The sequence below is a fragment of the Paucimonas lemoignei genome (assembly GCF_004342585.1).
GTDB lineage: Bacteria > Pseudomonadota > Gammaproteobacteria > Burkholderiales > Burkholderiaceae_D > Paucimonas > Paucimonas lemoignei.
Window position 1 is genome coordinate 1 of record NZ_SLZQ01000021.1, and the last position, 26,148, is coordinate 26,148.

Consider the following 26,148-nt stretch of genomic DNA (forward strand, 5'->3'; position numbering starts at 1 on the left):
CGGCGCCATAGCCATTTGGGCCAGGTAAGTCCCGAGGCGTTTGAACGCGCCTCAGCGTGAGGTCGGAATTTGTCTACTGAACCGGGGGTAGTCCACTAGTGATATCAACGGCAAGCTGTCATCGCATTTTCAATTGAACTTCAGAGGCTCATCTCATTCTCAATCTGTCATTGAACGCGCTTTGAACGCATGGCGACAGACGCCATTGTCGGCGCTCCTTGCATGACACTTTAGCGCCCACGCGCAGCAATGGTCCCTCAAGCTCGGGATTGCGCTGAAACGACTGGGGCAGAATGATGAAGACAACGATGATACGGAATAGGCTGCCACCCGTATCCGATCACGGCATCTTGCGCTCGCTGGGCCTGACCGAAGAGACCTCTGGTGCAGACTGGAGCGTGCATTGACTTATCGGCGTGCGGGACGAGCATGGCCAAGTCTATCTAGCCATCCGCCGGGTGCAGTTGCATCATTTGTTTCTGCCAGTTGCACGGGGCGCCGGGGGCTATCTTGATAAAGCAGGCCGATTGAGCATCGGTACGGGAAGAATTTTCACGGGACTGTCGATGAACATCACCATCAAAATGTCACTGCCAATGCGGCTCGAAGCGGAATCCAGCAACGATCCGATTTATCGCGTGCGCCATGCGCCAGGAAGCAGCGCAGAAAAACAATCTAGGGGCGCCGAAATGACGGAGCCGACTAGCGTGGCCGATCTCTGGGACAAGTATCATCGCGCCAGCGAAATTCATGAGAAGGCATGCGCGTCTGCACAAGGAAAGGATGTGCCGGGAAGAACGGGCTATGGATAGGCATGCATGCGGATTGGTGATGCGGCTTCGCTCGCCCTGGGCATCGGCTTGGCCAATGAAAACTATGCCTTGGGGCGACCGCGCGATTCAACGCCATGCAATGGACAGCGTGGCAATTGCCGGCCGCAGTACGAACGCAGCCGATACGACATGAAGATCGCACCGAGGACGGTGACCTGGACCACAAGCTGGAGTGTTCGCTGCGGGCTCTGATGGCGATGCGCGGCCGAGCCGAGCGGCAGCCGCGCTGGGCCAGCCATATTGATGCGTAGGGCGTCGCAGTTGCATTGGGACGTACCGGCTCAAATCATTTCCAACGGCATTTGGTGGTCGGGCGGCGGGAATGCGCGGTCCAGTGCGGCAAGCTCGTCCAGCGTCAGATGAATGTCCAGCGCGATCCGGTTTTGCTTGACGTGCCCGGGTGTGCTGGCCTTCGGGATCGCGATCAGGCGTTCCTTGCGCAGCACCCAGGCCAGGACGATCTGTGCCGGCGTGGCGGAATGTTCATCGGCAATGCGCAGAATTTCATGGGCACCCATCAGGCGGCCTTGCTCCAGTGGCGAATACGCCATGATCGGAATGTTGCGCTGCTCGCACCATGGCATCAGGTCGTATTCTATGCCTCGCCGCATCAGGTTGTACAGCACCTGGTCGGTTGCAACCGCCGACCCGGCCGGCAGCTCGGCGACTTCCGCCATGTCCGGCACATCGAAATTACTCACACCCCAGTAGCGGATTTTACCGGCGCGTAGCAGGTCGTCGAAACCCGCCAGCGTTTCCGCCAGCGGTACCGCGCCGCGCCAGTGCAACAGGTACAGATCGATGCGGTCGGTCTCGAGGCGGCGCAGGCTTTTCTCGCAGGCCTCGACGGTTCCTTTCCGCGTGGCATTCTGTGGAAGCACCTTGTCGACGATGAAGGTCTGTTCCCTGCACCCTTCGATCGCCTTGCCAATCAATTTCTCGGCCGCGCCGTTGCCATACATTTCTGCCGTGTCGATCAGTTTCATGCCGGTGTCGATACCGAACCGCAGGGCGTCGATTTCGTTCTGGCGGTTTTCGGGATGTTCCCCGAAACCCCAGGTGCCCTGTCCGAGCACAGGCACTTCCTCGCCCGAGGGAAATTTGGTCTTGCGCATGATTGCTCCTGTCGTCTGATCCTGCATTGATTGGGCGGGGTCACGTTATCCTGAGCACGACCTTGCCGCGCACGTGACGGCTAAGCACCAGGTCGAGCGCGTGCTGCGCCTCGTCGAACGGGACGATCTCGTGAATGACCAGGCGCAGGGCGCCAGTGTCGAACAGCCGGGTCACGTCGGCCAGCCGCGCGCGGTTCCCACGCACGACGTAGTCCGAAATGATTTTCACGCCAGGTCGGTGCACCGATACCGCCCCCGGCAGGTCGACAATCTTGCCGCCATCCTTGACCGCCGCCACATAGTCGTTCGCCACCTTGCCCGACACGCAGTTAAGGGCCTTGTCGACCCCGCCCGGATACTGGTCACGGATGGCCTTGGCCACGTCGCCGGTGGCGTCGTAGTCGATCACTGAGGCGGCGCCGAGGCCGGCCACGAAGTCATGGTTGCGGCGGCTGGCGGTGGCCACCACCTGGGCGCCGAGATGGGAAGCCAGCTGCACGGCGATGTGACCGACGCCGCCGGCGGCCGCGTTGATCAGCATCACATCGTCCCCGGTCACGTGCAGGACGTCGATCAGGGCTTCATGGGCGGTCAGGCCGATGATCGGCACGCCGCCTGCCTCGATCGGCGTGAGCGATGCCGGTATCGGCGTGACATAGGTCTCCGGCACCAGCATGAACTCGGCCCAGGCACCGTTGTCGTGCAACGGATAGTTGTAGGCGTAGACCTGCTGGTTCTCGGAGAAACCGGTGACTGCGGTGCCGACCGCGGCAATCCTGCCCGCGCCGGCCAGGCCGAGGATCAACGGAAACGGCCGCTCCATGTCCCATGCGCCGGTGCGCACAAGGTCGTCCCAATCGCCCACTTCGGCGCTACGCATCTGCATCAGGATGTCGTGCGGACCCGGTGTCGGAACCGGCAGGTCGTCCATCAGCACCATCTTTTCACCATAGGCCCTGATGACCCAGCCACGCATCGTGTCTGGAGAACTTGCTGTGTCGCTCATGGCAGGTCTCCTGTGATAGCGCTGTTGCGCGGATGGTCGTGACGCGCGGGGGGGCACGTTCAGGTATCTGAGACTGAGGAAAGCATAACAAATCACCGCAGCGGTAAGACCAAGCAGGATGTAACCGGTTCTGGGCAATAGCAGGGCAAACCCGGTCAACACGAAGACGACCAGGGTGTTGACGACCAACTGGGACCGCAGCTCGGGACGCTCCATGAAATAGCCGTACTGCTTGCCAATGAAAAAGCAGACCGCGCCGATGACCGACAGTACCCGGAAATCGGATACCACCATGTCGTCCAGGATCGCATGCCGGATCAGGTTGGCTAGAATTGACAGGCCGATGAAGACGAAAAGGTGCGAGTACAGGATCGAATGGCCGGTCGTGAGCTTCTGTTCGGACAGTAGGTGAAAACTGTCAAAGTAGACCCACCAGATGCTCGATATCATCACGAAGCCGGTGGCGGCGGTCAGCAGCCGCTCCACAGTCCAGCTAATGTCGGCCAGTCCCGTGGACAGGCTAATAACGGACTCTCCCAGCATGATGATCGTGAGCAGGCCCACCCGCACGATCAGGTGTTCGGTATGCACCGGGATGAGCTGGAGGCGCTGCGGCAAAAAAAAGATGAACGCAAGCAGATCGAACAGTATTCCAAGATAAAACACGACATATTGCTGTGGTGCCGGGAACAGGAGCGAAGCGAGACTGATGGTAGCGCCGGCGAGGATCACCCGGCCAACTACCGTTGTGAGTCCCACGCTTTCCTGGTGGCGGTGTTTCGACACGAAATACATCATGGCGATGATGTATTTCGAACTGACGTAGCAGACGACGATGGCCTCGAAGCTGGCCAGGAATCGTTGACCGATCAAGCCTGAGATGATAATCAGCAGGAACATGATGAACAGCGTTGCCAGCCGATGCTTCCGGTCATCCGCGTCGAACCGGTTGGCATACATCGTGTGGCTGGCCCAAACCCACCACAAAGGTATGAAAATCAGGACGAATTTCCAGAACTGGAGTGGGTCGAGATGACCCTCGTGCGTGTGGCTCAGGATATGCGTGACGTCGCCGATCGTCACCACAAGAATCAGGTCGAAGAACAACTCGAGCCAGGTGGCATGGCGCTTGGACTCGAAATATTTTGTGTTGTGCATATCGCCTGATTGTCGATCTTGCGCCGCGCGCCCCGAGTCCAGATGCCAGACCTCTTACGCTGTGCCGGGTGCCGATGAGCATGCCATATGCATGCATCGTGCCGACCATGACTGCCCGGTTATCGCGCGTGCACACGGCAGGGCGGTCGTCCGGTCCGTCCATACCGCATCGGGCACATGGAGCCGAAGCCGCCAAGAAAAAAAGGCCACAGCCCGAAGCCCGCCCGCGCGCCCTTCTGGCTGGCAAGGATCAGGCTGCGTTCTCGAACACCAGCTTGCCATTCTGCGCATCGACGCGAATCACATCCTTCGGACCGAACTTGCCTTCCAGGATCAGCTTGGAGAGCGGATTCTCGATCTCCTGCTGGATCGCGCGCTTCAGCGGCCTTGCGCCATATACGGGGTCGAAGCCGGCTTCGGCGATCTTCTGCAATGCCGCTTCCGACATATCCAGGCGCATCTCCATCTTCTCCAGGCGTTTTTCCAGGATGGCCAGCTGAATCTTGGCGATGGAGCCGATATGCTTTTCATCGAGCGCATGGAACACCACGATCTCGTCGATACGGTTGATGAACTCCGGACGGAAATGGTTCTTCACTTCCGCCAGCACGGCCAGCTTGACCAGCGCCGGGTCGCTCTCTTCCATCGACTGGATCTTGTGCGATCCGAGATTCGAGGTCATTACGATCACCGTGTTCTTGAAGTCCACGGTGCGGCCCTGGCCATCGGTCATGCGGCCATCATCCAGCACCTGCAGCAACACGTTGAACACATCGGGATGCGCCTTCTCGATCTCGTCGAGCAGGATCACGCTGTAGGGTTTCCTCCGCACCGCTTCGGTCAGATAGCCGCCTTCCTCGTAGCCGACATAGCCCGGCGGCGCGCCGATCAGGCGGGCCACCGAATGCTTCTCCATGAACTCGCTCATGTCGATACGGATCAGGGATTCTTCCGTGTCGAACAGGAACGAGGCCAGTGCCTTGCACAGCTCGGTTTTACCCACACCGGTCGGGCCCAGGAACATGAAGGAACCGTACGGCCGGTTGGGATCGGCGAGACCAGCACGGGAACGGCGGATCGCATCCGACACCGCCACGATGGCTTCATCCTGCCCCACCACGCGCTTGTGCAGTTCTTCTTCCATGTGCACCAGCTTGTCGCGTTCGCCCTGCATCATCTTCGACACCGGAATGCCGGTGGCACGTGACACCACCTCGGCGATTTCCTCGGCGCCGACCTGGGTGCGCAACAATTTGAGCTTGGCCGTCTTGGCTTCGCTGCTGTCAGCTTGCTTCAATTGCGCTTCCAGCTGCGGCAACTTGCCATACTGCAGCTCGGACATCTTTTGCCAATCGCCTTTGCGCTTGGCTTCTTCCATCTGCAACTTGACCTTTTCGATCTCTTCCTTGATGTGCTGGCTGCCCTGGACCATCGCCTTTTCCGCTTTCCAGACTTCTTCCAGGTCGGCGTATTCGCGCTCCAACTTATCGATCTCGTCTTCGATCATGGCCAGGCGCTTTTGCGAAGCTTCATCGGTTTCCTTCTTGACCGCCTCACGCTCGATCTTCAGCTGGATCAGGCGGCGGTCGAGCTTGTCCATCACTTCCGGCTTGGAGTCGATCTCGATCTTGATCTTGGAAGCGGCTTCGTCGATCAGGTCGATCGCCTTGTCGGGCAGGAAGCGGTCGGTGATGTAGCGGTGCGACAGTTCGGCGGCTGCCACAATCGCCGGGTCGGTGATCTCGACGCCATGGTGCAGCTCGTATTTTTCCTGCAAGCCGCGCAGGATGGCGATGGTGGCTTCCACGCTCGGCTCGTCCACCAGGATCTTTTGAAAGCGGCGCTCCAGCGCGGCATCCTTTTCGATGTACTTGCGGTATTCATCCAGCGTGGTGGCGCCGATGCAGTGCAGCTCGCCGCGCGCCAGGGCAGGCTTCAACATATTGCCGGCATCCATGGCGCCCTCGGCCTTGCCGGCGCCGACCATGGTGTGGAGCTCGTCGATGAAGACGATGGTCTGCCCCTCATCCTGGGCCAGTTCCTTCAGCACCGCTTTCAGGCGCTCCTCGAATTCGCCGCGGTATTTGGCGCCAGCCACAAGCGCGGCCATGTCGAGCGACAGCACGCGCTTGGACTTCAGGCTGTCAGGCACTTCACCATTGACGATGCGCTGCGCCAGGCCTTCGACGATGGCGGTCTTGCCCACGCCCGGCTCGCCGATCAGCACCGGATTGTTCTTGGTGCGGCGCTGCAAAACCTGGATGGCGCGGCGGATTTCATCGTCGCGCCCGATCACCGGGTCGAGCTTGCCCTGGCGAGCGCGCTCGGTCAGATCCAGCGTGTATTTCTTCAATGCCTCGCGCTGGCCCTCGCTTTCCTGCGAATTGACGGAAGCGCCACCACGCACCGCATCGATGGCCGCTTCCAGCGACTTGCGGCTCAAGCCGTTTTCACGCGCCAGCCGGCCGGCGTCCGACTTATCCTCGGTCAGGCCGAGCAGCACCATCTCGCTGGCAATGAACTGGTCGCCGCGCTTTTGCGCTTCCTTGTCGGCCAGGTTCAGCAAGGCCGACAATTCACGGCTGACCTGCACTTCACCGCCGGTGCCGGAGACTTTCGGCAGGCGTTCCAGCGCGCCTTTCAACGCGTTGGACAGTCCGCCGACATTCACGCCGGCGCGCTGCAAGAGAGAACGGGCGCTGCTGTCATCCTGGTTAAGCAGGGCGACCAGCAGGTGGACCGGTTCGATATAAGGGTTGTCATTGCCCACGGCCTGGCTTTGCGCATCCGCCAGGGCTTCCTGCAACTTGGTTGTGAATTTATCAGGACGCATCTTGCACACTCCTTGAAGGTCGGGAGGTTGGAAAACTCAAGAGTGAAATTGCTTGCCGCGGACAGGCTCGGCCGGAGAGGCTCAGCCGTTTGGGGGGCATTCAGACCTGGCGCGGTTGTGTCGCCTGCCTGGATGCTGCCTCCAGCACGGCCCGGGCGAACCCCAGCACTTGTGCCTGGCTCAGGGCCACTTCATATTCCGGCAGTCCGAAGAATTCCAGGGTGTCGAGCGCGATGGCTTCTATCTGTTCATCGGTCAGGCTGCATTGCTGGTTCATTGTCTCTCCTTGATATTGCAGGACTCTGGCAGAGCAGGGCAGGAACATCCGTCCCGTCCATCTTTTCATGCATCATCGCCAGCTTTCATCGACGCAGGGTTTAGGCGACTCGCCACGCGTTTGTGCCAGGGTCGGGTAGTCGGTATACCCTTTCGCACCGCCGCCGTAAAAGGTACTGGGGTCCGGAGTATTCAAGGCCGCGTGCTGGCGAAACCGCTCCGGCAAGTCGGGAGTGGACAGGAAGCCGCGACCAAACCCGATCAAGTCGGCCTTGCCTTGTGCAAGCCATTCGTTGGCGCTGTTGTGATCGAAACCGCCGGTCAGCATCAGCTTGCCGCGGAATTTCATTCGGATCATCTCAAGCATGCGCATTGCGGCGGGGTCGGGTGCGGCACCCTTTTCGAGCGCGGCGGCGGCTGGGTTGATGACATGCAGATAGGCAGGGTCGAACGCATCGAGCCGCTCGACGATATGCCCGAACGTGGTCTCCGGGTCGTCGTCGCTCACATCGTTGAAGGTGCCCAGCGGCGACAGCCGCAGGCCGACCCGCTCGCGGCCCCAGATTTCGCTGACAGCCGTCATCACCTCCATCAGCAGGCGCGCCCGGTTCGCGGCCGATCCGCCGTACTGATCGGTGCGCTGATTGGTCCTGGAGCAGATGAACTGGTCGATCAGGTAACCGTTGGCGCCATGCACTTCGACGCCGTCGAAGCCGGCTTCCAGCGCATTCGTGGCGGCGCGCAGATACTGGTTGACGAGGTAGGGCATTTCCTCTGTCTGCAGGGCGCGCGGGGTGACGAACGGCACCAGTTCACCTTCGCCCATGTCGTTCTCGATAAAGGCCTGGCCGCTAGGGCGAATTGCCGACGGCGCGACCGGCAGCATGCGGTCCGGCTGCAGCGCCGGGTGCGAGATGCGGCCGACATGCCACATCTGCAGGAAGATCCGCCCTCTGGCCGCATGCACGGCCGCAGTCACTAGGCGCCAGCCTTCGATCTGCTCCCGGCTATGAATGCCCGGCGTCCAGGCATAGCCCTGTCCCTGCATGGAAACCTGGGTCGCCTCGCTGATGATGACGGCGGCCGAAGCGCGCTGCACGTAATACGCGGCCATCAGAGGAGTCGGAACATTGCCGGGCTGGCGTGCGCGCGAGCGGGTCAGCGGGGCCATGACGATGCGATGGGGTAAGGAATAGGGTCCCAGCATGATGGGCTGGAACAGCGGCTCCGAAGCGGTCGGGGGAGCTTCCCTGGCCGGGGTGGCTTGGGTCGATGCGGACATGATATTTGCCTCCTGAGAATGCGAAACGGAAGATTATTGGGCGGAATATGCGGCCGCCGGCACGCCTGCTTTCAACTGCGGCAGTATCTCCTTGCCAATCTCTTCCAGGACCGCGCCGGCATCGCGCGCTCCATATTTCAGATTGAGGATGACGTGGTTAACCCCGATCGTCTGCAGCGCTTCGAGAAAATGCAACACGAAGTTACGGCCGCCCCGAAAGCCTAGATGAATCGGTGTCGGCGGCTGGTCGGGATTGTCGCTGAGATCGACATAGAAGGATTGCACGAAAGGTTTGAACGAGCCGGGCGCGACGGCTTCCACCGCGGCGCGCCAGTGCGACACCACTTCCATCTGGCGTTCGATGCCGCGCGGATAAGTGATCCAGCCATCCGCGTGCTGCGCAATCCAGTCCAGGCGCTGTCCGCTATGGCCGGTGACCAGCATCGGCAGTCGCCCCGTCGGTTTCGGCACCAGGTCGGCGTTGCCATACAGGTCGCCATAGGAAGAATGCACGGTCGGAAACTCATTGTCCAGCACGGTGCGGATCACGCTGAGGTTGTCGCGAAACAGGGCGGAGCGCTGTTCGAAGTCGACACCGAATGCCGGGAACTCTACCGGCCGGTCGCCGGACGCGACGCCCAGAACCAGGCGCCCGCCCGACAGCTGGTCGACCGATGCGGCGGCTTTTGCGGTGTGCAATGGATGGCGCAGCGGCAGAACGATGGAACCGGTGGCCAGCGCAATCTCGCGTGTCTGCGCCGCAATCCAGCCGAGATACATCCAGGGATCAAACACCTGGCCGATATCGCCGAAGCTCGGGTCACGCAGCGGCACATCGCGAAACCACAACGCGGCGAAACCCAGTTCCTCGGCACGGCGGGCAAGGTATTCCTGGTGCTGCATCGACGGCTGGTCGCCCTCGAAAGCCTCGATTGGAAAGAAAACGCCCAGCGTAAGCCGGTCTGGCGCGAACATGCGCCGGTAACCCTTCATGTCGCTGGGTTTGGCTTTCCTGTTGGGGCTCAGCATATTGGCGGTCGCCATCTCTTTCTCCACTCTGAGTGATGATTCGATTTCGCTATATCTAGCAATTCGCATGCCGCAGGCCTTAGGCGCCAGCGGGAAGAAGGCGCGGCCGGCGAGGCGCGGCCATGTGGCAGTCATTGGCACTCATGCGCCGGTCCGAAATTTGCAAGCAGGGTTTATAGATCTACGGATCTGCGCTGTTCAACCGGAGCTCCGCTCCACTTTTTACCTAGGAGTTAGTCATGAATTTAATCAGACGCGAAGGTTCGCAGGGTTCGATATACCGGCCCAGATCGATCGACGAACAGGTAGGGCGAATGGTCGAGGATATGTTTGAAGACCTATTTTCTTCTACGCTCATGCCTTATTCTGCCGTATCGAGAATCGATCAGGACGTGATCACGCCGCGCGTGAACCTGAGAGAAACAGACCAGGCATATGAACTCGAAGCGGATATACCCGGCGTCGAAAAAGACGACGTCAGGATTTCGATCGAGAATAAGCGTGTGACCATCGAAGCGGAAGAAAAAATAGATGTGACGCCGCAACAGGCCGGAGGCCAGGCGCAGTCCGGGCAGTCCGCGCAATCGGGGCAATCAGGATCGCAGGGGCAGCCGTCCCGAATGGAACGCTTCTATAGAAGATATGCCGTCAGTTTGATGTTACCCGCGGAGGTTGATGACACCAGCGCGCAGGCGAGGCTGGAGAAAGGGGTATTACGGCTGACCCTCCCGAAAAAGCAGGCGGCGCAGGCCAAAAAGCTTACCGTCCAGTAACTGGCTGTTCGAGTCGCTGCACGGGCACGGACATGGAGAACGAACATGGACCATCAGCCAGTCGAATACAAGGGGTATACCATCCTGCCGATAGCAATCCCCGAAGGTGAAGACTTGTACTTTGGAGGATATGAAATCTCGAAAGATGGCAAGGTCGTGCGCGTGCGGAAAAAGACCATGCCGGGATTTTTTTATCGCGATGCTGCGCTGACGGATAGCATCGAGCACGCCAAGCTTGAAATAGAAAACCTTGTGGCCATGCAGGAGCATGACGATTGACATGAAAAGAAAACCGCGGCCCGAACGGTGAACGGCGCGGGCCGACGGCACTGCGCCGCACTGCCCCCATTGCGGCGCAGTGCGGCTTTGCCGCGAAGCTTATTTCTTCACCTCCTTGAAATCGGCATCCACCACGTCTTCCTCTTGCGGACGACCAGCATCGGTTGCACCTTGCGCTGCCGACTCGGCTGCCTGCTGTGCGCTGGCCTCTCCCTGCATCGCTTCGCCCAGTTTTTGCGCCGCGGTCGTCAGGGCTGCCACCTTCGAGTCGATCGTTGACTTGTCGTTGCCCTTCAATGCCTCTTCCAGATCCCGCATGGCGGAATCGATCTTATCCTTGTCCGCAGGATTGAGTCTGTCGCCATATTCTTCCAGCGCTTTTCTGGTCGAATGCACCAGCGCATCGCCTTCGTTGCGCGCGGTCGCCAGTTCCTTCAAGCGCTGATCTTCCTCGGCATTGGCTTCGGCATCGCGCACCATCTTCTGAATTTCCTCTTCGGTCAATCCGGAATTGGCCTTGATGGTGATCTTGTTTTCCTTGCCGCTCGCCTTGTCCTTGGCGGATACATGCAGGATGCCGTTGGCATCGATATCGAATGTGACGTCGATTTGCGGCATGCCACGCGGCGCCGGCGGAATGCCTTCGAGGTTAAATTCACCCAGCGCCTTGTTACCAGCCGCCATTTCACGCTCGCCCTGATACACCTTGACCGTTACCGCAGGCTGGTTATCGTCCGCGGTCGAGAATACTTGGGAAAACTTGGTCGGAATGGTGGTGTTCTTCTGGATCATCTTGGTCATCACGCCACCCAGAGTTTCGATGCCCAGCGACAAGGGCGTCACGTCCAGCAGCAAGACATCCTTTTGCTCGCCGGTTAGAACGGCGCCCTGGATTGCAGCGCCGACGGCGACGGCCTCGTCCGGGTTGACGTCCTTGCGCGGATCCTTACCAAAGAATTCCTTCACCTTGTCCTGCACCTTCGGCATACGGGTCTGGCCGCCGACCAGGATGACGTCGTCGATGTCTGTCGTCTTCACGCCCGCGTCCTTGATCGCGACGCGGCAAGGTTCGATGGTCTTTTCGATCAATTCCTCCACCAGCGACTCCAGCTTGGCGCGCGTGATTTTCAGGTTCATATGGACCGGCGCGCCATTGGCCATGGCGATATACGGCTCGTTGATTTCGGTTTGCTGGGTCGAGGACAATTCGATCTTGGCGCGCTCGGCAGCGCTCTTGATACGCTGCAGCGCGATCGGGTCCTTGGACAGATCCAGGCCGTTGATCTTCTTGAATTCGCCGATCACATAGTCGATCAGGCGCTGGTCGAAGTCCTCGCCGCCAAGGAAGGTGTCGCCGTTGGTCGACAGCACTTCAAACTGCTTTTCGCCCTCGACATCGGCGATTTCGATGATGGAAATGTCGAAGGTGCCGCCGCCAAGATCGTACACGGCTACCTTGCGGTCGCCTTTGTGCGCCTTGTCCAGGCCGAATGCCAGCGCAGCCGCGGTCGGCTCGTTGATGATGCGTTTGACGTCCAGTCCGGCGATGCGGCCGGCATCTTTGGTCGCCTGGCGCTGCGAGTCATTGAAATAGGCTGGCACCGTGATCACGGCTTCGGTGACTTCCGCGCCAAGATAGTCTTCCGCGGTCTTCTTCATCTTGCGCAACACTTCGGCAGAGATTTGCGGCGGCGCGAATTTCTTGCCGCGCACTTCGATCCAGGCATCGCCGTTATCCGCCTTGATGATCTTGTATGGCATCAGGTGAATATCCTTCTGCACTTCTGCCTCGTCGAACTTGCGGCCGATCAGGCGCTTGACCGCGTAGATGGTATTTTGCGAATTGGTGACCGCCTGGCGCTTGGCGGGTGCGCCGACCAGGATCTCGCCATCCTCCTGATAGGCCACCACCGACGGCGTGGTGCGCGAGCCCTCCGCATTCTCTATGACCTTAGGCTGGCCCGCTTCCACGACCGCAACGCATGAGTTGGTCGTGCCCAGATCGATACCGATAGTCTTGCTCATGATTTTGTCCTTCAATTGCTTGAGTGGCCCGGATTCGCGGGCAGAAGAAACCGTAATGCTGCGATTCAGGCTGCTTTGCTTAGCTTGAATTGCCTCCCGTAGTCGATTGTGCAACGGTGATCAGGGCCGGGCGCAGCAACCTGTCCGCGATCAGGTAGCCTTTCTGCAGCACGTTGACAACGGTATTGCTCGGCTGGGTCGAAGGGATCATGGAAATCGCCTGATGCCGGTCGGGATCGAACCGGTCACCCGGCTTCGGATCCACTTCCGTCACGCGGTTCCTCTCGAACGCCGACGACAATTGTTTAAGCGTCATGTTGACGCCTTCCCTGAGCGATTCCACCGATGGCGTCTCCACTTGGAGCGCCATTTCCAAGCTGTCCTTCACGGGCAGCAATGATTCGGCAAAATTTCCGATCGCATATTTATGCGCGCTGGCGATATCTTCCCGGGCCCGGCGGCGGAGGTTTTCCATCTCCGCCTTGGCACGCAAAAAGGCATCTTGCATCTCAGCCAGGCTGGATTCGGCCCGCGCAAGCTGCTCTTCCAGTGGCAGTTCGCCAGTGCGCGCTTGTTCGCCTTCCTGAGCGCCTTCCTGAGCGCCCTCCTGAGGCGCCGCGTCAGGCCGCGAGAATAACTCCGCGGAGGTTTCCCGGTTACTCATTTCGTTTTGGTTCTGCATCAAATCACTCCCGGCATGCATCGGCAATCGCCGTTTTGAAAAAAGAAAAAGGGAATGCTCCCCCGTATCATGTCATTACGCGCCGTTCGGGGACGACAGCTCTGCCATATTCGAGCGGCGTGAAGCGGACTGGATCCTTCCCATGAAATGACTCATGCAATCGCATTGCAGGATGCATACCAACCCGAAGCGAGCGGCTTGATCAATGCGCGGCTTGGGGCCGGGCTTCATCATCAGCCAGGACGGGTTCATTCTGACTAAAGCACATGTGGTCGCCGATGCCGATGAGGCTATTGTCGGGCTCGCCACCGATGCGCATACCGATGTCGCCCTGTGCAAGATGGGCGACCCGGCAGGTTGGAAGCAGGAGCGTGGATGGCGGCGATAAGGCTACATGGGCACTTGCATGTTCACCGCGCACCATCTGCGTAGATCACTGCATTAGCGAGCGTACTCAAAGCGCGGCAGCGCCTTCAGCTCAGCCTTCGTCGCGCCCGGCAGAACCAGCTGCTTCCCTTCCAGCTTGAGCTGCTCCATCGGTATGGCCACGTCGTGCTTTCCGATCCCGAGAAATCCGCCGACGCCGATAATGGCGAATGAGGCAACCGGGAGTTTCGCATCAGTGGACCGGCCGACGATCAGGTCTTCGATTTTCCCGATTTTCTCCTTTTGATCGTTCATCACGGTCTTGTCCATCAAATCCTTTTTTGCGCTCCATCCGCGAACCACTACTTCCATTTCAATGACGGTGACCCCGAGCGGCGCCCTGCCTGCAACCGGCCCACTCGCGGCACCGGATGCGCCAGAGCCGGACGAACCAGAGCCGGACGAGCCAGAGGTGGACGTGGTAGAGCCGGACGTGGTAGAGCTGGACGAGCCGGAGCCGCCAGGCCGATCCTGCTGAGCCGTTGCGACACCCGAGAGAAGACATAGGATGGTGGTTGCGGTGATGATGAGTGGACGCTTCATGGCGATCTCCTTCACGATGGATTTCCCTTTCGGGCAGTGACGACGCCCCTGCGCAAACATGCGGGCAGGCGACAGATCTGGATCCGTATTCTTATCGCACGCCATGCCTTTGCCGAAAGGGCCTCCACGCCGCCATCCCAGGAATGACAGCACCATGCAGGCGCCAGCAATTCGCATGCCTTGAAAACAGGCACTGGGGCCGCATGAAGACGCTAATGACATGCCACCGCACTGGAGAAAACGATACCGCGATTAGCGATGAGCGGGTACTTCCGGTCGTGGCCTGTCGCTATCGAAAAATCCGCGCGATATGCATCGAGTATTGGTAATCAACGCATGCGAAGCAAGTGTGGCTGACGCGCCTTTTTAAGCTTAACTCGGCTTGCTGAAAAACGCCAAAGCGCCGGCTGAAGAAATTACCGAAAAATGTAAGCCTTACTGTAAGCCTTGCAAAGGGCACGGCTAAGGCCCGAGCAGCTATGTTTGTGCTCTGACGAGAGCGGATTTGTATCCGCGATTTTGGTCGCCGCCGCCTCGGAAATTCATGGCCGGTTATTCCGCCTCCATGTGACCGATCGGCGCATACCTCATCACCGGATACGGAAGCGTACACATTCAATCAAAACACTTGGTCATGTGCCGGCGAAGCAAGACGTGGCACAGGGTTCAAGCAAATGCCGTGCCCTGATCAGAGCGGGATATCGTATGCGTTTCTCAGGGCTACGCGATGCATCCTTTCTGGCTGGGCCGCGTAAGGCCGGGCCGCGTTAGGCTCGAACGCGAATCCTCACTAATCTGAAATCAGCTCTACTTAAATACATATGGCGGATCCGATCAATAGCACCTTCGTTCGCAACGCATGCGTGAGAGGAAAGGAACGAAGCGTTCTCCGCGAACAAGGTAGCCCGCATTCCACTTCCATGCGGCCTTCCGGATCGCGCTAGCGCCTTTGCGTAACGCTTCAGGAGATGGACGAACGCTGTATTCTCGCGCGCAATGCCTTCCCGTGTTGGCATATCAATTGCGACTGGCAGGCGGATCGGGACTGCCTTGCGGCGGCAGCTGAAGCAAAGCCAAGCTGGGTGAATATTTTCAGATGAAGGCGTTGATATGAAGGAGGTTATCGGGATGAATGAAGTGCTTTCGCGATCCTGGCGCATGCTTGCATTGCGCGGCGTGATCGCCATTCTTTTCGGCGTGCTGGCGCTGGCCTGGCCTGCCCTGACGCTGCTGGCACTTGCAGCCCTGTTTGCCGCCTATGCGCTGCTCACCGGCGTGGTACTGGTGGTCGGCTCCGTGAAAAGCAGGAAAAGCAACGAGGACTGGTGGCTGCCGCTCATGGTCGGCCTGGTCAGTCTCGGCGCGGGTGCCATCGCAATCATACATCCGGGCCTCACCACGCTGGTGCTGGTGCTTGTGATGGGGGCTAATGCAATGGTTACTGGTGTGCTGGATATCGCTACCGCAATACGTTTGCGCAAGACCATCCGCAACGAGGGACTGCTGATCCTGAACGGCGCCGTTTCCATCGCATTTGGCGTGCTGGTTTTCCTGGTCCCCGATGCGGGGGCGCTGGCGCTCGTCTGGCTCATCAGCTTTTATGCGGTCTTCAGCGGCATCCTGCTGCTGGCATTCGCATTCCGCCTGCGCGCCAGAATCAAGGGGATGACAATGGAAAAAGACAGACGGACCATGCCGGAACGGCGCATGTCGGCAGCCCATCCTTGATTGCCAATCACTCAGACAATGGAGAGACTTCATGGCCATATCCAAACTTGAAAAGCCGAAATGGCATGCCTATTTCGACCACATGTCGAAAGTCCTCGACGGCAAGCGCGTTGAAATCGAAGTCGATGCGCTTGCCATCGGAAGCCAGATCGAGGCTGAATGGCTGCCTCTGCTGGGCATTACCTATGATCCGAAAGACGACATTGTCGAAGTTGCACTCGAAGGACTGGATCACATGATCCACAAGCCGCGCGACGTGTTCGTGGATCTGACCGCATTTGACCTCAGCAGCGTGGAAGTGATCGATAACGACGACTTCCGGCACATCATCAAATTGCGTGATCCGTTGATGCTGCCGCCGCCGTGATTCGAGGAATCAAATCATCGTTGTCGACTCGGCGTAGGCGGCATATCCGGCGCGCTTGAGAGTGCCGAACGTTTAATGAGGTGCCATCATGTCCGATCTGAAAGTTCCGGTTACATCCGATGATCATGTACAAGGGGATCCGAAGGCCCCGGTCACTCTGGTGGAGTACGGCGATTACCAGTGTCCATACTGCGGCGCAGCCCACGTGGTGGTCAAACTGCTGCAGCAGCATTACGGCAAGGATCTCCGCTTTGTATTCCGTAATTTCCCCTTGACCCAGCTTCACCCGGAAGCGGCACCTGCTGCCGAAACCGCGGAATTCGCCGGCGCACATGGGCAGTACTGGGAAGCGCATGACGCCCTCTACGAAAATCAGACTGCGCTGGACCTTAACTTGTATGAAGCCCTCGTCAAGACACTCGGTCTGTCAGCCGCAGAACTGCGGCAGGCGCTCGCCGAAGACGCCTATCTGCCGAAGATCCAGGCAGATTTTGACAGTGGCGTGCGGAGTGGAGTCGCGGGGACGCCGACATTTTTCATCAACGGCGATCTTCATCAGGGAAGCTCGGACCTCGGATCCTTGGCCGCGGCGATCGAGGCTCACCGGCAAAATGCCGGTTTGCATCGCAGCGCGCGCCGCAGCATGTTGTGAACGGCTTCTCTAACCCGAGGAAACGCATGGCAAACCAATCTGAGGAACACCAGTTTCTGGCCAGAGAAAGCCCCGAGGACCTGCAGGTCGCCAGGACCGAGGGCAGCTTCCTTTTCGATGACAAAGGAAAACAGTATGTCGACTTCATGATGGGCTGGTGCGTCGGAAATTTTGGCTGGGGCAATGCGGTTTTGCTGGAAGCGGCGGCGCAGTTTGAAGGTCCCGATTATGTATATCCCGGCTACTCCTATGCGCCATGGGTTGAACTCGCATCGCTGCTGGTGTCGATTTCGCCTGGCTCGTTGAAGAAATGTTTCAGGGCCACCGGCGGTTCGGAAGCCGTCGACCTTGCCTTGCAGGCGGCCATGCTGCACACCGGCCGGTCGAAGTTCGTTTCGGTGGAAGGAAGCTATCATGGCAATACCATAGGAGGGCTGAGTGTCGGCTCCTCGGAATCCCGGGAAGACTGCAAGAATCTGCTCTCCCGCTGCTACAAGGTCAAACCGCCATTGAATGCGAAATCACTGGCGCGGGTCGAGGCACTGCTGAAGGGAAGGGACGTTGCCGCCTTCATCATGGAGCCGATCAGCATCAATCTCGGCGTGCTCATTCCCGAACCAGAATTCATGACCGGCCTCGCGGCCCTGTGCAGGCAATACGGCACGCTGCTGATCATGGACGAAGTGGCAACCGGTTTCGGCAGGACAGGAACGCTGTTCGCGTCGGAACAGTTCGCTATCGAGCCGGACATCATATGCGTGGCCAAAGCGATCACCGGCGGGCTTGGCGGGATGGGCGCGATGATCGCCACGACGCCAGTGGCGAAATCCATGGAAGATAAAGGGCATTTCTATTCCACCTATGGCTGGCACCCGCGCAGCGTCGCCGTCGCGATCGCGGCGCTAGGCTATATCGCAAGGAATAATCAACGCTTACTGAAGGATGTCGCCGCGACAAGCGATTATTGCCGGCAGCGATTGATGGAGATGCGCTTTAAAAAACCGGCCAGTTGCCGGATTGCCGGACTTGCGATCGGCGTGGACTTCGGCGATGAAAGCCATGCTGCGAAGGTGCAGGCGAAATGTCGGCGCGAAGGACTGCTGGTGGCGAACGAAGGGGAGAGCCTGCTCTTGCTGCCGGCGCTGAACATCGATCAGGCCACAGCGGCGCAGGGGTTGGACATTCTTGAACGATGTGTATGAAGTCAGCGGTGTACACGCGGAGGAATAAATGCAGGAACAGTCCGAAGCAGGCCAATCGCCGCTCGTGAAAGTCTGCGGCCGGCGCGGCGCGGCCGAAGGATATGCCATCCGCGATTTTCTTTATCGCTGCGATATTCCATTCGAGTGGATCGAACTCGATAGCGATGAGGCGGCGCGCTCTGTGGCGAAGGTCCAAAGCCTGAAGGATTCGCGGTTGCCGGTTTGTATATTCCCCGATGGCAGTCGCCTGGAATGTCCGACCATCCGGCAGATCATCGAGAAACTGGGATGGTTCTCCACGCCGTCGCGCACCGAGTACGATGTGGCCATCTATGGCGCCGGGCCGGCTGGGCTCAGCGCGGCGGTCTACGGCGCCGCGGACGGCTTGAAGACTGTGCTCGTGGAGCGCTGGGCGCTCGGAGGCCAGGCAGGCAGCACTTCCAGGATCGAGAATTATCTGGGATTTCCCGAGGGGATCAGCGGTGCGGACCTGTTCGCGCGTGCGCGCGACCAAGCGGTCAAGTTCGGCGTCGAAATCCTGTTGGGGCGCAAAGGCGTGCGCGCCGAATTCCAGCCCGGGAAAGGAACCGGTTATCTGGAGGACGGCACCCGCATCGTGGCTCATGCCTCGATTTGCGCCACCGGCGTCGAATACCGCCGGCTCGGCTTGCCCAATGAAGACAGGTTTCTCGGGGCTGGCGTGTACTACGGCGCCGGTGCCAGTGAAGCGACGTTGACCAGGGACGAGGATATCTATATTGTCGGCGGCGGCAATTCGGCAGGCCAGGCTGCGATGCACTTCGCGCAATTCGCCCGGCGCATCTGCATCGTGATCCGCAACGATTCGCTCAAGAGCACGCTGTCGCAATATCTGATCGACCGCATCTGCTCCACCAGGAATATCTTTGTCCTGCCGCGCACCGAGGTGGTTGCCTTGCACGGCGGCGAGGTGCTGGAGGAAATCACGCTTGCCGACCGAAACGGGAACCGCGAATACAAGGTACCAACCCGTTGGCTGTTCGTGTGCATCGGCGGCGTGCCGCAGACGGACTGGGCCACCGAAGTCGGCATCGAACGCGACAGCGCCGGCTATCTTCTCACCGGGCCGGACCTGCTGCACGGCCGCGAGCGGCCGGCCAATTGGCAGCTCGACCGTGACCCGTATCATTTGGAAACCAGTGTCCCGGGAGTGTTTGCCGCCGGCGACGTGCGCCACGGGTCGGTGAAACGCTGCGCGTCCGCCGTAGGCGAGGGCGCCATGGCGATCGCGCTGGTGCATCGATATCTATCGAATTGCTGAACGGCTGCCATCGGCCACTACTCCCGGAGATTGTAATGGCACAGGAATGTACCCATCTCGACCAGATCAGAATCACCGATACCGACAAACATGTCTGCGAAGACTGTGTCAAGACAGGCAGCGGCTGGGTGCATTTGCGGCTGTGCCTTTCATGCGGCCATGTAGGATGCTGCGATTCGTCGCCTAACAAGCATGCAAGCAAGCATTTCATGACCTCGGGCCATCCGCTGGTGCGATCCATCGAGGCGGGTGAAACCTGGGTCTGGTGTTACGCTGATCAAGTCGTGGCGGGAGAACTTGAGAAGTGATGCCAGTCCCAGACCGCACTCACATCATGCACTTACATCAGTTCATCGAACAGGCGGAATGCGTGGACCCAATGCTCTGGCGCCGGGTTTTTCAAGTTCGGCTGGACAATCTTCAGGCTATGCGTAAGGGCGACGCTTCCGATAGCCTATCATTTTTCAGCGAACTCGCGCACGGAAGTCCTGCCTAACATTTAACGTGCCCTTTTGGGTTTCGATGCAGGTATCCAATGAAATACAAGGACTATTACCAGGCTTTGGGCGTCGATCGGACTGCGTCGGAAGACGATATCAAGAAGGCGTATCGCAAGCTTGCGCACCGATATCATCCGGACGTTTCCAAGGAGCCCAAAGCCGAAGAGAAATTCAAGGAAATTGCCGAAGCCTACGCTACACTGAAGGATCCTGAAAAGCGGAAGGAATATGACAACCTGGGCAGGCATCCGGCCGGAGAAGAGTTCAATGTGCCGCCCGATTGGCAGCAACGTTACGACGGGAGCTCGTCGGCCTTTGACGATGTGGATCTGGCCGACATCCTGAATGCGTTCAGGGCGGGTGGCCGCGGCGACGGAAGCGGGCGTGGGCGGGCAAGCTTTCCTATACCTGGCGAGAACTATGAAGTGACCGTCGCGGTCCCGCTGGAAAAAATCTACAGCGGCGGCGAAACCGATGTCACGGTGGAACTGCCTGAATACGACGAGCATGGCTTGCCGCACCGCGCCCCGCATACTTTCCGCGTCACCATTCCCAAAGGCGCGACGGAGGGACAGCGGCTGCGCCTGGCGGGGAAGGGCGGACCGGGCCGCAACGGCGGCAAGCCTGGCGACCTGTACATCGTTCTGCACATCGCGCCGCACCCGCTGTACCGGGTGAGCGGGCGCGACCTGTACCTCGATCTCCCTCTCGCACCATGGGAAGCCGTGCTGGGCGCCGCGGTTGAGATTCCGACTCCGGCCGGCTCCGTCGAACTCAGTATCAAGCCGGGCACATCCTCAGGCCAGCGCCTGCGGCTGGCCCGGCGCGGGCTGCCGTCGCCGGGGGGCGGCGCCGGCGATCTGTACGCGGTGGCACGCATAGAGGTGCCCAAGAAGGTGGGCAAACGCGAACAGGAACTGTATGAACAGCTTGCCGCCGCTTCGGACTTCAACCCGCGCCAACACTTCAAGGAGGCGGCAAAATGAAAGTCGATGCCACGGAATGGATCTGGCTGAATGAGCAGGCCATCTGCTCGGCCCAGAATCTGGTCGAAGTGTCCGGCTTGTCGAATGAAGAGCTGGACGACCTGATAGAAAACGGCGTCATTGCACCGGTCGACGCCAACGCGCAGCCGATGTCGTTCCCGCTCCGGTACGTCGTTGTCGCGAGCATGGCGCGCAGACTGCGCGACGACTTCGAGCTTGACCGGCATGGCGTGACCCTGGCAATGACCCTGATGCAGCGCATCGAAGAACTGGAATTGGAATTGAACGCGGCGCGCGCACGGCTCGGTCATGGCAGGTCGAATCCGGGCTGAGCATGCCAGCCGCAAGAGCGTTGCCGCGAAGCTTTGGATGAATCGCGCCTGCCGTTCATTCCAGCGGCTTCGAACGCCTGTCGTCTCTTTCCCTGACCAGCCAATAGACAATCCCAAGTGCCACAGTGGCACTCGCCAGCGCCGCGATGGTCGCTGCGTCGGTGGAATGAATATCCAGGATGATGAACTTGCGGCTCAAGGCCAGCAGCGCGATCAAGATGACGGTCTTGACCTGAACGATGCCTTCGGCGCGTAAAACGACGCGAATAATCGAATGCTTGAACTCCAGGGCGATCAGCAGCGTCATGATCATGCCGAACATTGCCTGGAACACTTCGTGATCCAGCGGATCCAGCGCTCCGCCAAGCATCAGCGGTATGAGCCGGGTCACTAGCTGCAGCACGGCGATGGCAATGACCAGGGCAATAACCAGGCTCAATACGAGCACTACGACTTGTTCGAAACGCTGGTACAGCGTCATGAATGGCCAGTTCTGACGGGTTTCTTTTTGCAGGCTGTTTGATTGACCCTGATCTGGTTTCATTTCGCTTCTCCTTTTCCGGATTCACTTCATCGTCGAGTCGGTCGTTCCGCCTAAAGAAACGGGTGGCCACATCCTTCAAAAAAGGGCGAGCATAATGCAAGGCATGATTTCCCGATGCAGCGTGCTCGATGTGTTCTTGTCTTTATAGGCAGAACATAACGGGCGAGCAAGGAAAATGTGTGCCCACCCCCGCGACGAGAGCTGGATGAAAGTCGCTATGAAGCCCGTGAAGCGCATTAATTCGGCGCAACCGGGTAACCGCGATAGAAGAATCGAATCTCGCGGAACCCCATGCCTCTTGAAAGGGCTGCGCTCCCGCCTCCCTGGCTTTACCAAGCTGCCGCATCAGTCTTTGAATAGAGGAAGGGCTATCAATGGACATGTGGCTTTCGCTCGTCCTTTTCAGACGCAAGATATCCTTGACCTCTTGAGTGGAAAGCGCTGGGCTGCGGATAGTCGCCTTCAGGCAGCAAAAAAAAACTTCATGAAAACATAAGCGAATGAGTAAAGCGATTCCAGCGTTGACAATGTTGACTTGTTTGATACCTTTCGCTGTTTTCAATTCATCGTGAAGTAAAGATAAATATTCTCAGACGAAAAGCCCGGACTAAAGCCAAGTGGACACAAAAGAGTAAAAAGCATAGGCGCAACATGGCGAAATGAATTTCAGAATACGCATACGTCGGTACGCGCTTCATTCAAATGCGAAAGCGCGGTTTAGGATCAGAACAATTCATTGCCAGAAAAGCCAACACACCATATGCATGATTCTTGGATGCGCGCCGACGAAGAAATTCCCGCCATAAAGCAAGAATCAATGCAGGGACCACCGTTGCTACGGTGCCCACTGCTGTCGTTATTTTCTTAAACTTATCGATATCCTTCCTTTTAGAAAGAAATCGTCGAGCTGCGAGTGCGTCGGCTACCAATGCCATGATCCCGCCGGCAAGGAGATTCCCAATCTGACCATGAACAACTTGGTCAAGTCGGTGAAGTTCACCGGCGGCATCGGCGTGGTCGGGGTATTCACGCCACAGGATCCGGGCGCATCCGATGACTTGGCCAAGAAGGGCGAGATCGTGTTCGACTGGGGCTTATCCTGGTTCAAGGGCCAGCATATCGCCACCGGGCAGTACAATGTCAAAGCCTACAACCGCCAGTTGCGCGACCTGATCCATGCCGGCAGGGTGAAGCCCTCTTTCATCGTGTCGCATGAAATCGAGCTGAGCAAGGCGCCAGAGGCCTACCAGCATTTCGATGCGCGCGACCACGGCTGGACGAAAGTCATCCTGAAGCCTGGAAGATGAGGCGATTTCTCCTGATCTTGAGGGAGACGTCGGCGACGAAATGTTTACCCGATCGTTTCCCGCCCTCTTGCAAAGAAACTTAGCGATAAGCCTTGGGGCGGGCCACGGCCATCTACGAAGTCCTCACCAAAACGCGGGTTAGCGGCGTAGCAGAGTTTTCCTATACCTGCGTATTTCCATGAGGTAATATTCCATACGTTTTGGCCTAACGCAATGTGTCTAATACGACAATTCATGAAGCATGTATCCAGCTCTAAAAAAACTAAAACGCGGCAAAAAACTGGATCGGTATATGGCCTATTTGGAAATAGCATCAAATGCAGACGCAGGAACCAAGAATCAAGAAGCATGAATCAGCTGAGGCTGTTTTAGATTTTGAAAATAAGAGAGCATCGACACAATTGGCTTCGCCCTTGGATAGTCGGCTAACCACAATGCTCGAAAGCATATCTGATGCGTTTTATATGCTTGATCTTGACTGGCGGTTCATTTATGTCAACAAAAAAGCTGAGTACTTCCTTCAGAGGCCGCGCACTGAACTGTTAGGCAAGGTGATTTGGGAAAAACTCGAGGCAGTGGCAGGCAGTGCTTTTGAGACCGAGTATCGCCGCGCTGTGCAGGAAAACTGCGCGATTTCGTTCGAAGCTTATTATCCGCCGCTCGGTAAATGGGTCGAATTGCGGGTTTCCCCTTCCGCAGAAGGCTTGGCTGTCTATTTTACGGACATCTCCCAACGCCGGCACCGCGAAGACGCGCTGCGTGCGAGCGAGGAGCGCTTCAATATCGTTATGAAAGCGACCGCTGACGCAATCTGGGACTGGAACGCGCAGTCGAATGAGATCTGGTGGAACGAGAATATCGAGTCGCTGTCTGGCTATTCACGGAAAGAGATCGGGACCGGAACAGATTGGTGGCTTGCTCGTATCCATCCTGAAGACCGTCAGCGAGTATTGCATCGCGTGCGCAGCACCCTGGAAGGCGGTACTGAACATTGGATGGATGAATACAGGTTCGCCCGGCGCGATGGATCCTATGCTTTTATTCTGGATCGGTGGTACGTGCTTCGGGATTCGGAAGGCAATGTGTTACGCATGGTCGGCAGCATGACAGACCTGTCGGAGCGCAGACAGGCTGAAATTGAACGCGACCGGTTGTTAAAGGAAAAAAACCTCCTTCTGGAGTCAACGGGCGAAGGCATTTGGGGCATAGATAGCCAGGGGCTATGCACCTTCATCAATCGCGCCGGGGCGCAAATGCTGGGCTATGAAGTGCAGGAAGCGCTTGGCAAGAACATGCATGATCTCGTCCATTATCGGCACGCGGATGGATCTGCTTATCCTGTCAAGGACTGTTCCATCTTTCAAGCCTATCATTCCGGCAAAGGGGCCTATGAAAAAGATGAACTCTTCTGGCGTAAGGATGGCACATCGTTTCCGGTGGAATTCTCGAGCTATCCAATTCTCGATGCGGGGCGCATCGTGGGAAGCATGGTCACTTTCCGGGATATCACGGAACGCAAGGCCGCCCAAAGCAAGATTCAGCATCTGGCGTTCTATGATTCATTGACCCAACTGCCTAATCGCCGCTTACTCATGGAGCGATTGAGCCATGCGCTGGCACGAAGCCGCCGGGATTCAGGCCGCGGAGCGCTGCTTTTCATTGACCTGGACAATTACAAAACCCTCAACGACACCTTCGGCCACGACAAGGGGGATCTCCTGCTGCAGCACGTTGCCGGCCGGTTGAAGTCATGTGTGCGCTCTAGCGATACCGTGGCCCGCTTGGGCGGTGACGAGTTCGTTATCATTCTGGAAGATCTGAGCACTGAACTAGCCGAGGCGGCATCGCATGCGAAGCTCTTCGGTGAAAAAATCCTGGCAGCGCTCAAAGAGCCGTACACCCTCGGCTCACACGAATATTTCGGCGGCGCCAGCCTGGGAATCGCCCTCTTTGAGCACCAGGGCGAAAGCCTCCATGAAGTGCTGCGGCGGGCTGACCTTGCCATGTACCGGGCCAAGGCTGAAGGCCGCAATACCCTGCGCTTTTTCAATCCCGAGATGCAGGCCGCGCTTATGGTAAAGGCTGCGCTCGAAGCGGACCTTCGCCGGGCGCTGCAAGAGGAGCAGTTGGTGTTGCATTACCAGCCGCAAGTGGACTCGGCAGGCCGGGTGACAGGCGCGGAAACGCTGGTCCGATGGCAGCATCCAGAGCGCGGTACGATTTCTCCCGCCGAATTCATTCCCGTCGCCGAAGCAACGGGAATGATTCGGCCGCTCGGCCACTGGGTATTGGAATGCGCATGTCGGCGCTTAGCGATGTGGGCGCGTAACGAAGAAACTGCGCATTTCACACTTGCAGTGAACGTCAGCGCCAGTCAATTGCGCTGCCCCGATTTCGTCAAAGATGTGCTGAGAACGCTAGAAAGCACTGGCGCCAATCCACATCGCCTCAAAATTGAGCTGACTGAATCCCTGTTAGTCGACGACGTCGAAGGCACGATTAACAAGATGGCGGCGCTAAAGGCGAAAGGGGTCGGTTTTTCACTGGATGACTTTGGAACCGGCTATTCCTCGTTAGCGTATCTAAAGCGTCTTCCGCTTGATCAATTGAAAATTGATCGCTCATTCGTGAGCGATGCGCTGGACGATCACAATGCCGCTGTCATTGTCAATGCGATTATCATGCTAGGAAGGAGTCTCGGCCTGGAAGTCATAGCGGAAGGAGTCGAAACAGAAGCGCATCTTGATTTTCTCGCACAAAACGGCTGCCAATTCTACCAAGGCTATTTTTTCAGTCGTCCATTAATTGTTGAGCAGTTTGAAGCGTTAGCAAATACTAAGTTGAAGGAAAGTATCTGCGCCCAAAGCATGGAATGTCTGTAGCTTCCTTCAATTAAAAGAGCTGATGCATGCAGGTTCAAACCCTGCGCCGCCCACCAACGAATTCTCCTGACCTGGCAAAATTAGACCA

24 protein-coding genes and 1 pseudogene are annotated in these 26,148 nt (G+C 58.2%); 14 read left to right on the top strand and 11 right to left on the bottom strand.

The genetic code is table 11. The features are described from left to right. Positions 1-566 precede the first annotated feature (566 nt). Positions 567-812 carry a hypothetical protein gene (locus tag EDC30_RS18855; protein WP_132260434.1) on the top strand — a complete coding sequence of 82 codons (246 nt, stop codon included), beginning with the start codon at positions 567-569 and terminating at the stop codon, positions 810-812. Between the two features lie 302 nt (positions 813-1,114). On the opposite strand, the gene EDC30_RS18860 is transcribed toward EDC30_RS18855, so the two are convergent. The 6 genes from EDC30_RS18860 to EDC30_RS18880 form a co-directional block, all read right to left on the bottom strand. After that, complete coding sequence (locus tag EDC30_RS18860) at positions 1,115-1,948, bottom strand: aldo/keto reductase (protein ID WP_132260435.1); 834 nt, start codon at positions 1,946-1,948, stop codon at positions 1,115-1,117. Between the two features lie 40 nt (positions 1,949-1,988). After that, positions 1,989-4,112 (bottom strand): low temperature requirement protein A, encoded by a 2,124-nt coding sequence (locus tag EDC30_RS18865; RefSeq protein WP_132260437.1) that lies wholly within the window; start codon positions 4,110-4,112, stop codon positions 1,989-1,991. Positions 4,113-4,362: 250 nt separating this feature from the next. Then, the gene (clpB, locus tag EDC30_RS18870) at positions 4,363-6,945 is read right to left on the bottom strand and encodes an ATP-dependent chaperone ClpB (protein ID WP_132260438.1); all 2,583 of its coding nucleotides are present in this window, start codon (positions 6,943-6,945) and stop codon (positions 4,363-4,365) included. A gap of 100 nt (positions 6,946-7,045) precedes the next feature. Further along, positions 7,046-7,222 (bottom strand): hypothetical protein, encoded by a 177-nt coding sequence (locus EDC30_RS19555; RefSeq protein WP_165973889.1) that lies wholly within the window; start codon positions 7,220-7,222, stop codon positions 7,046-7,048. A gap of 72 nt (positions 7,223-7,294) precedes the next feature. Further along, complete coding sequence (locus EDC30_RS18875) at positions 7,295-8,503, bottom strand: alkene reductase (RefSeq protein WP_132260440.1); 1,209 nt, start codon at positions 8,501-8,503, stop codon at positions 7,295-7,297. Positions 8,504-8,536: 33 nt separating this feature from the next. Further along, positions 8,537-9,667 (bottom strand): LLM class oxidoreductase, encoded by a 1,131-nt coding sequence (locus EDC30_RS18880; RefSeq protein ID WP_481348084.1) that lies wholly within the window; start codon positions 9,665-9,667, stop codon positions 8,537-8,539. A 104-nt stretch (positions 9,668-9,771) separates the two neighbouring features. Here EDC30_RS18880 and EDC30_RS18885 point away from each other — a divergent pair, with 104 nt between their 5' ends. Together EDC30_RS18885 and EDC30_RS18890 are read left to right on the top strand one after the other, a co-directional pair. Further along, positions 9,772-10,305 (top strand): Hsp20/alpha crystallin family protein, encoded by a 534-nt coding sequence (locus tag EDC30_RS18885; RefSeq protein WP_132260442.1) that lies wholly within the window; start codon positions 9,772-9,774, stop codon positions 10,303-10,305. Positions 10,306-10,350: 45 nt separating this feature from the next. Next, positions 10,351-10,584 carry a hypothetical protein gene (locus tag EDC30_RS18890; RefSeq protein WP_132260443.1) on the top strand — a complete coding sequence of 78 codons (234 nt, stop codon included), beginning with the start codon at positions 10,351-10,353 and terminating at the stop codon, positions 10,582-10,584. 99 nt (positions 10,585-10,683) lie between these two features. On the opposite strand, the gene dnaK is transcribed toward EDC30_RS18890, so the two are convergent. Together dnaK and grpE are read right to left on the bottom strand one after the other, a co-directional pair. Continuing rightward, positions 10,684-12,609: a molecular chaperone DnaK gene (dnaK, locus tag EDC30_RS18895; RefSeq protein WP_132260445.1), complete on the bottom strand. Its 1,926-nt coding sequence runs from the start codon at positions 12,607-12,609 to the stop codon at positions 10,684-10,686. Positions 12,610-12,688: 79 nt separating this feature from the next. Continuing rightward, positions 12,689-13,291: a nucleotide exchange factor GrpE gene (gene grpE, locus EDC30_RS18900; protein WP_132260447.1), complete on the bottom strand. Its 603-nt coding sequence runs from the start codon at positions 13,289-13,291 to the stop codon at positions 12,689-12,691. Between the two features lie 205 nt (positions 13,292-13,496). Between grpE and EDC30_RS18905 the strand changes: the two genes are divergently transcribed. Continuing rightward, positions 13,497-13,679, top strand: a complete 183-nt coding sequence (locus EDC30_RS18905) for a hypothetical protein (protein ID WP_132260449.1) — start codon at positions 13,497-13,499, stop codon at positions 13,677-13,679. Positions 13,680-13,732: 53 nt separating this feature from the next. Here EDC30_RS18905 and EDC30_RS18910 read toward each other — a convergent pair whose 3' ends face one another. Beyond that, positions 13,733-14,416 carry a PRC-barrel domain-containing protein gene (locus EDC30_RS18910; protein ID WP_243656866.1) on the bottom strand — a complete coding sequence of 228 codons (684 nt, stop codon included), beginning with the start codon at positions 14,414-14,416 and terminating at the stop codon, positions 13,733-13,735. Between the two features lie 972 nt (positions 14,417-15,388). Between EDC30_RS18910 and EDC30_RS18915 the strand changes: the two genes are divergently transcribed. The 8 genes from EDC30_RS18915 to EDC30_RS18950 all read left to right on the top strand — a co-directional run bounded on the left by EDC30_RS18915 (position 15,389) and on the right by EDC30_RS18950 (position 21,327). Then, on the top strand, positions 15,389-15,988 hold the full coding sequence (locus tag EDC30_RS18915; protein ID WP_132260452.1) for an HdeD family acid-resistance protein: 600 nt from the start codon (positions 15,389-15,391) through the stop codon (positions 15,986-15,988). Between the two features lie 31 nt (positions 15,989-16,019). Further along, complete coding sequence (locus tag EDC30_RS18920) at positions 16,020-16,355, top strand: DUF5335 domain-containing protein (RefSeq protein ID WP_132260454.1); 336 nt, start codon at positions 16,020-16,022, stop codon at positions 16,353-16,355. An 88-nt stretch (positions 16,356-16,443) separates the two neighbouring features. After that, positions 16,444-17,007: a DsbA family protein gene (locus EDC30_RS18925; RefSeq protein WP_132260455.1), complete on the top strand. Its 564-nt coding sequence runs from the start codon at positions 16,444-16,446 to the stop codon at positions 17,005-17,007. 26 nt (positions 17,008-17,033) lie between these two features. Then, complete coding sequence (locus tag EDC30_RS18930) at positions 17,034-18,209, top strand: class-III pyridoxal-phosphate-dependent aminotransferase (protein ID WP_132260457.1); 1,176 nt, start codon at positions 17,034-17,036, stop codon at positions 18,207-18,209. A 28-nt stretch (positions 18,210-18,237) separates the two neighbouring features. Continuing rightward, a complete protein-coding gene (locus EDC30_RS18935; protein WP_132260459.1) occupies positions 18,238-19,509 on the top strand; it encodes an FAD-dependent oxidoreductase in 1,272 nt (423 codons plus the stop codon). 35 nt (positions 19,510-19,544) lie between these two features. Then, complete coding sequence (locus tag EDC30_RS18940; protein ID WP_132260461.1) at positions 19,545-19,817, top strand: UBP-type zinc finger domain-containing protein; 273 nt, start codon at positions 19,545-19,547, stop codon at positions 19,815-19,817. 227 nt (positions 19,818-20,044) lie between these two features. Continuing rightward, positions 20,045-20,995: a DnaJ C-terminal domain-containing protein gene (locus EDC30_RS18945; RefSeq protein ID WP_132260462.1), complete on the top strand. Its 951-nt coding sequence runs from the start codon at positions 20,045-20,047 to the stop codon at positions 20,993-20,995. Next, positions 20,992-21,327, top strand: coding sequence for a chaperone modulator CbpM (locus EDC30_RS18950; protein ID WP_132260464.1), 336 nt, complete (start codon positions 20,992-20,994; stop codon positions 21,325-21,327). Before EDC30_RS18945 ends, EDC30_RS18950 begins: the two co-directional genes overlap by 4 nt. A gap of 55 nt (positions 21,328-21,382) precedes the next feature. Here EDC30_RS18950 and EDC30_RS18955 read toward each other — a convergent pair whose 3' ends face one another. Together EDC30_RS18955 and EDC30_RS18965 are read right to left on the bottom strand one after the other, a co-directional pair. Continuing rightward, positions 21,383-21,871, bottom strand: a complete 489-nt coding sequence (locus EDC30_RS18955; protein WP_424447028.1) for a phosphate-starvation-inducible PsiE family protein — start codon at positions 21,869-21,871, stop codon at positions 21,383-21,385. 698 nt (positions 21,872-22,569) lie between these two features. Next, entirely contained in the window at positions 22,570-22,806 is a 237-nt protein-coding gene (locus EDC30_RS18965) for a hypothetical protein (RefSeq protein ID WP_132260467.1), read from the bottom strand. On the opposite strand from EDC30_RS18965, the pseudogene EDC30_RS18970 reads away from it, so the two are divergent. Then, positions 22,780-23,178, top strand: a pseudogene (locus EDC30_RS18970) (aldehyde dehydrogenase); the annotation flags it as partial. The gene EDC30_RS18965 and the pseudogene EDC30_RS18970 sit on opposite strands and share 27 nt — an antisense overlap. 317 nt (positions 23,179-23,495) lie before the next feature. After that, entirely contained in the window at positions 23,496-26,060 is a 2,565-nt protein-coding gene (locus EDC30_RS18975) for a sensor domain-containing protein (protein ID WP_132260469.1), read from the top strand. Positions 26,061-26,148 lie beyond the last annotated feature (88 nt).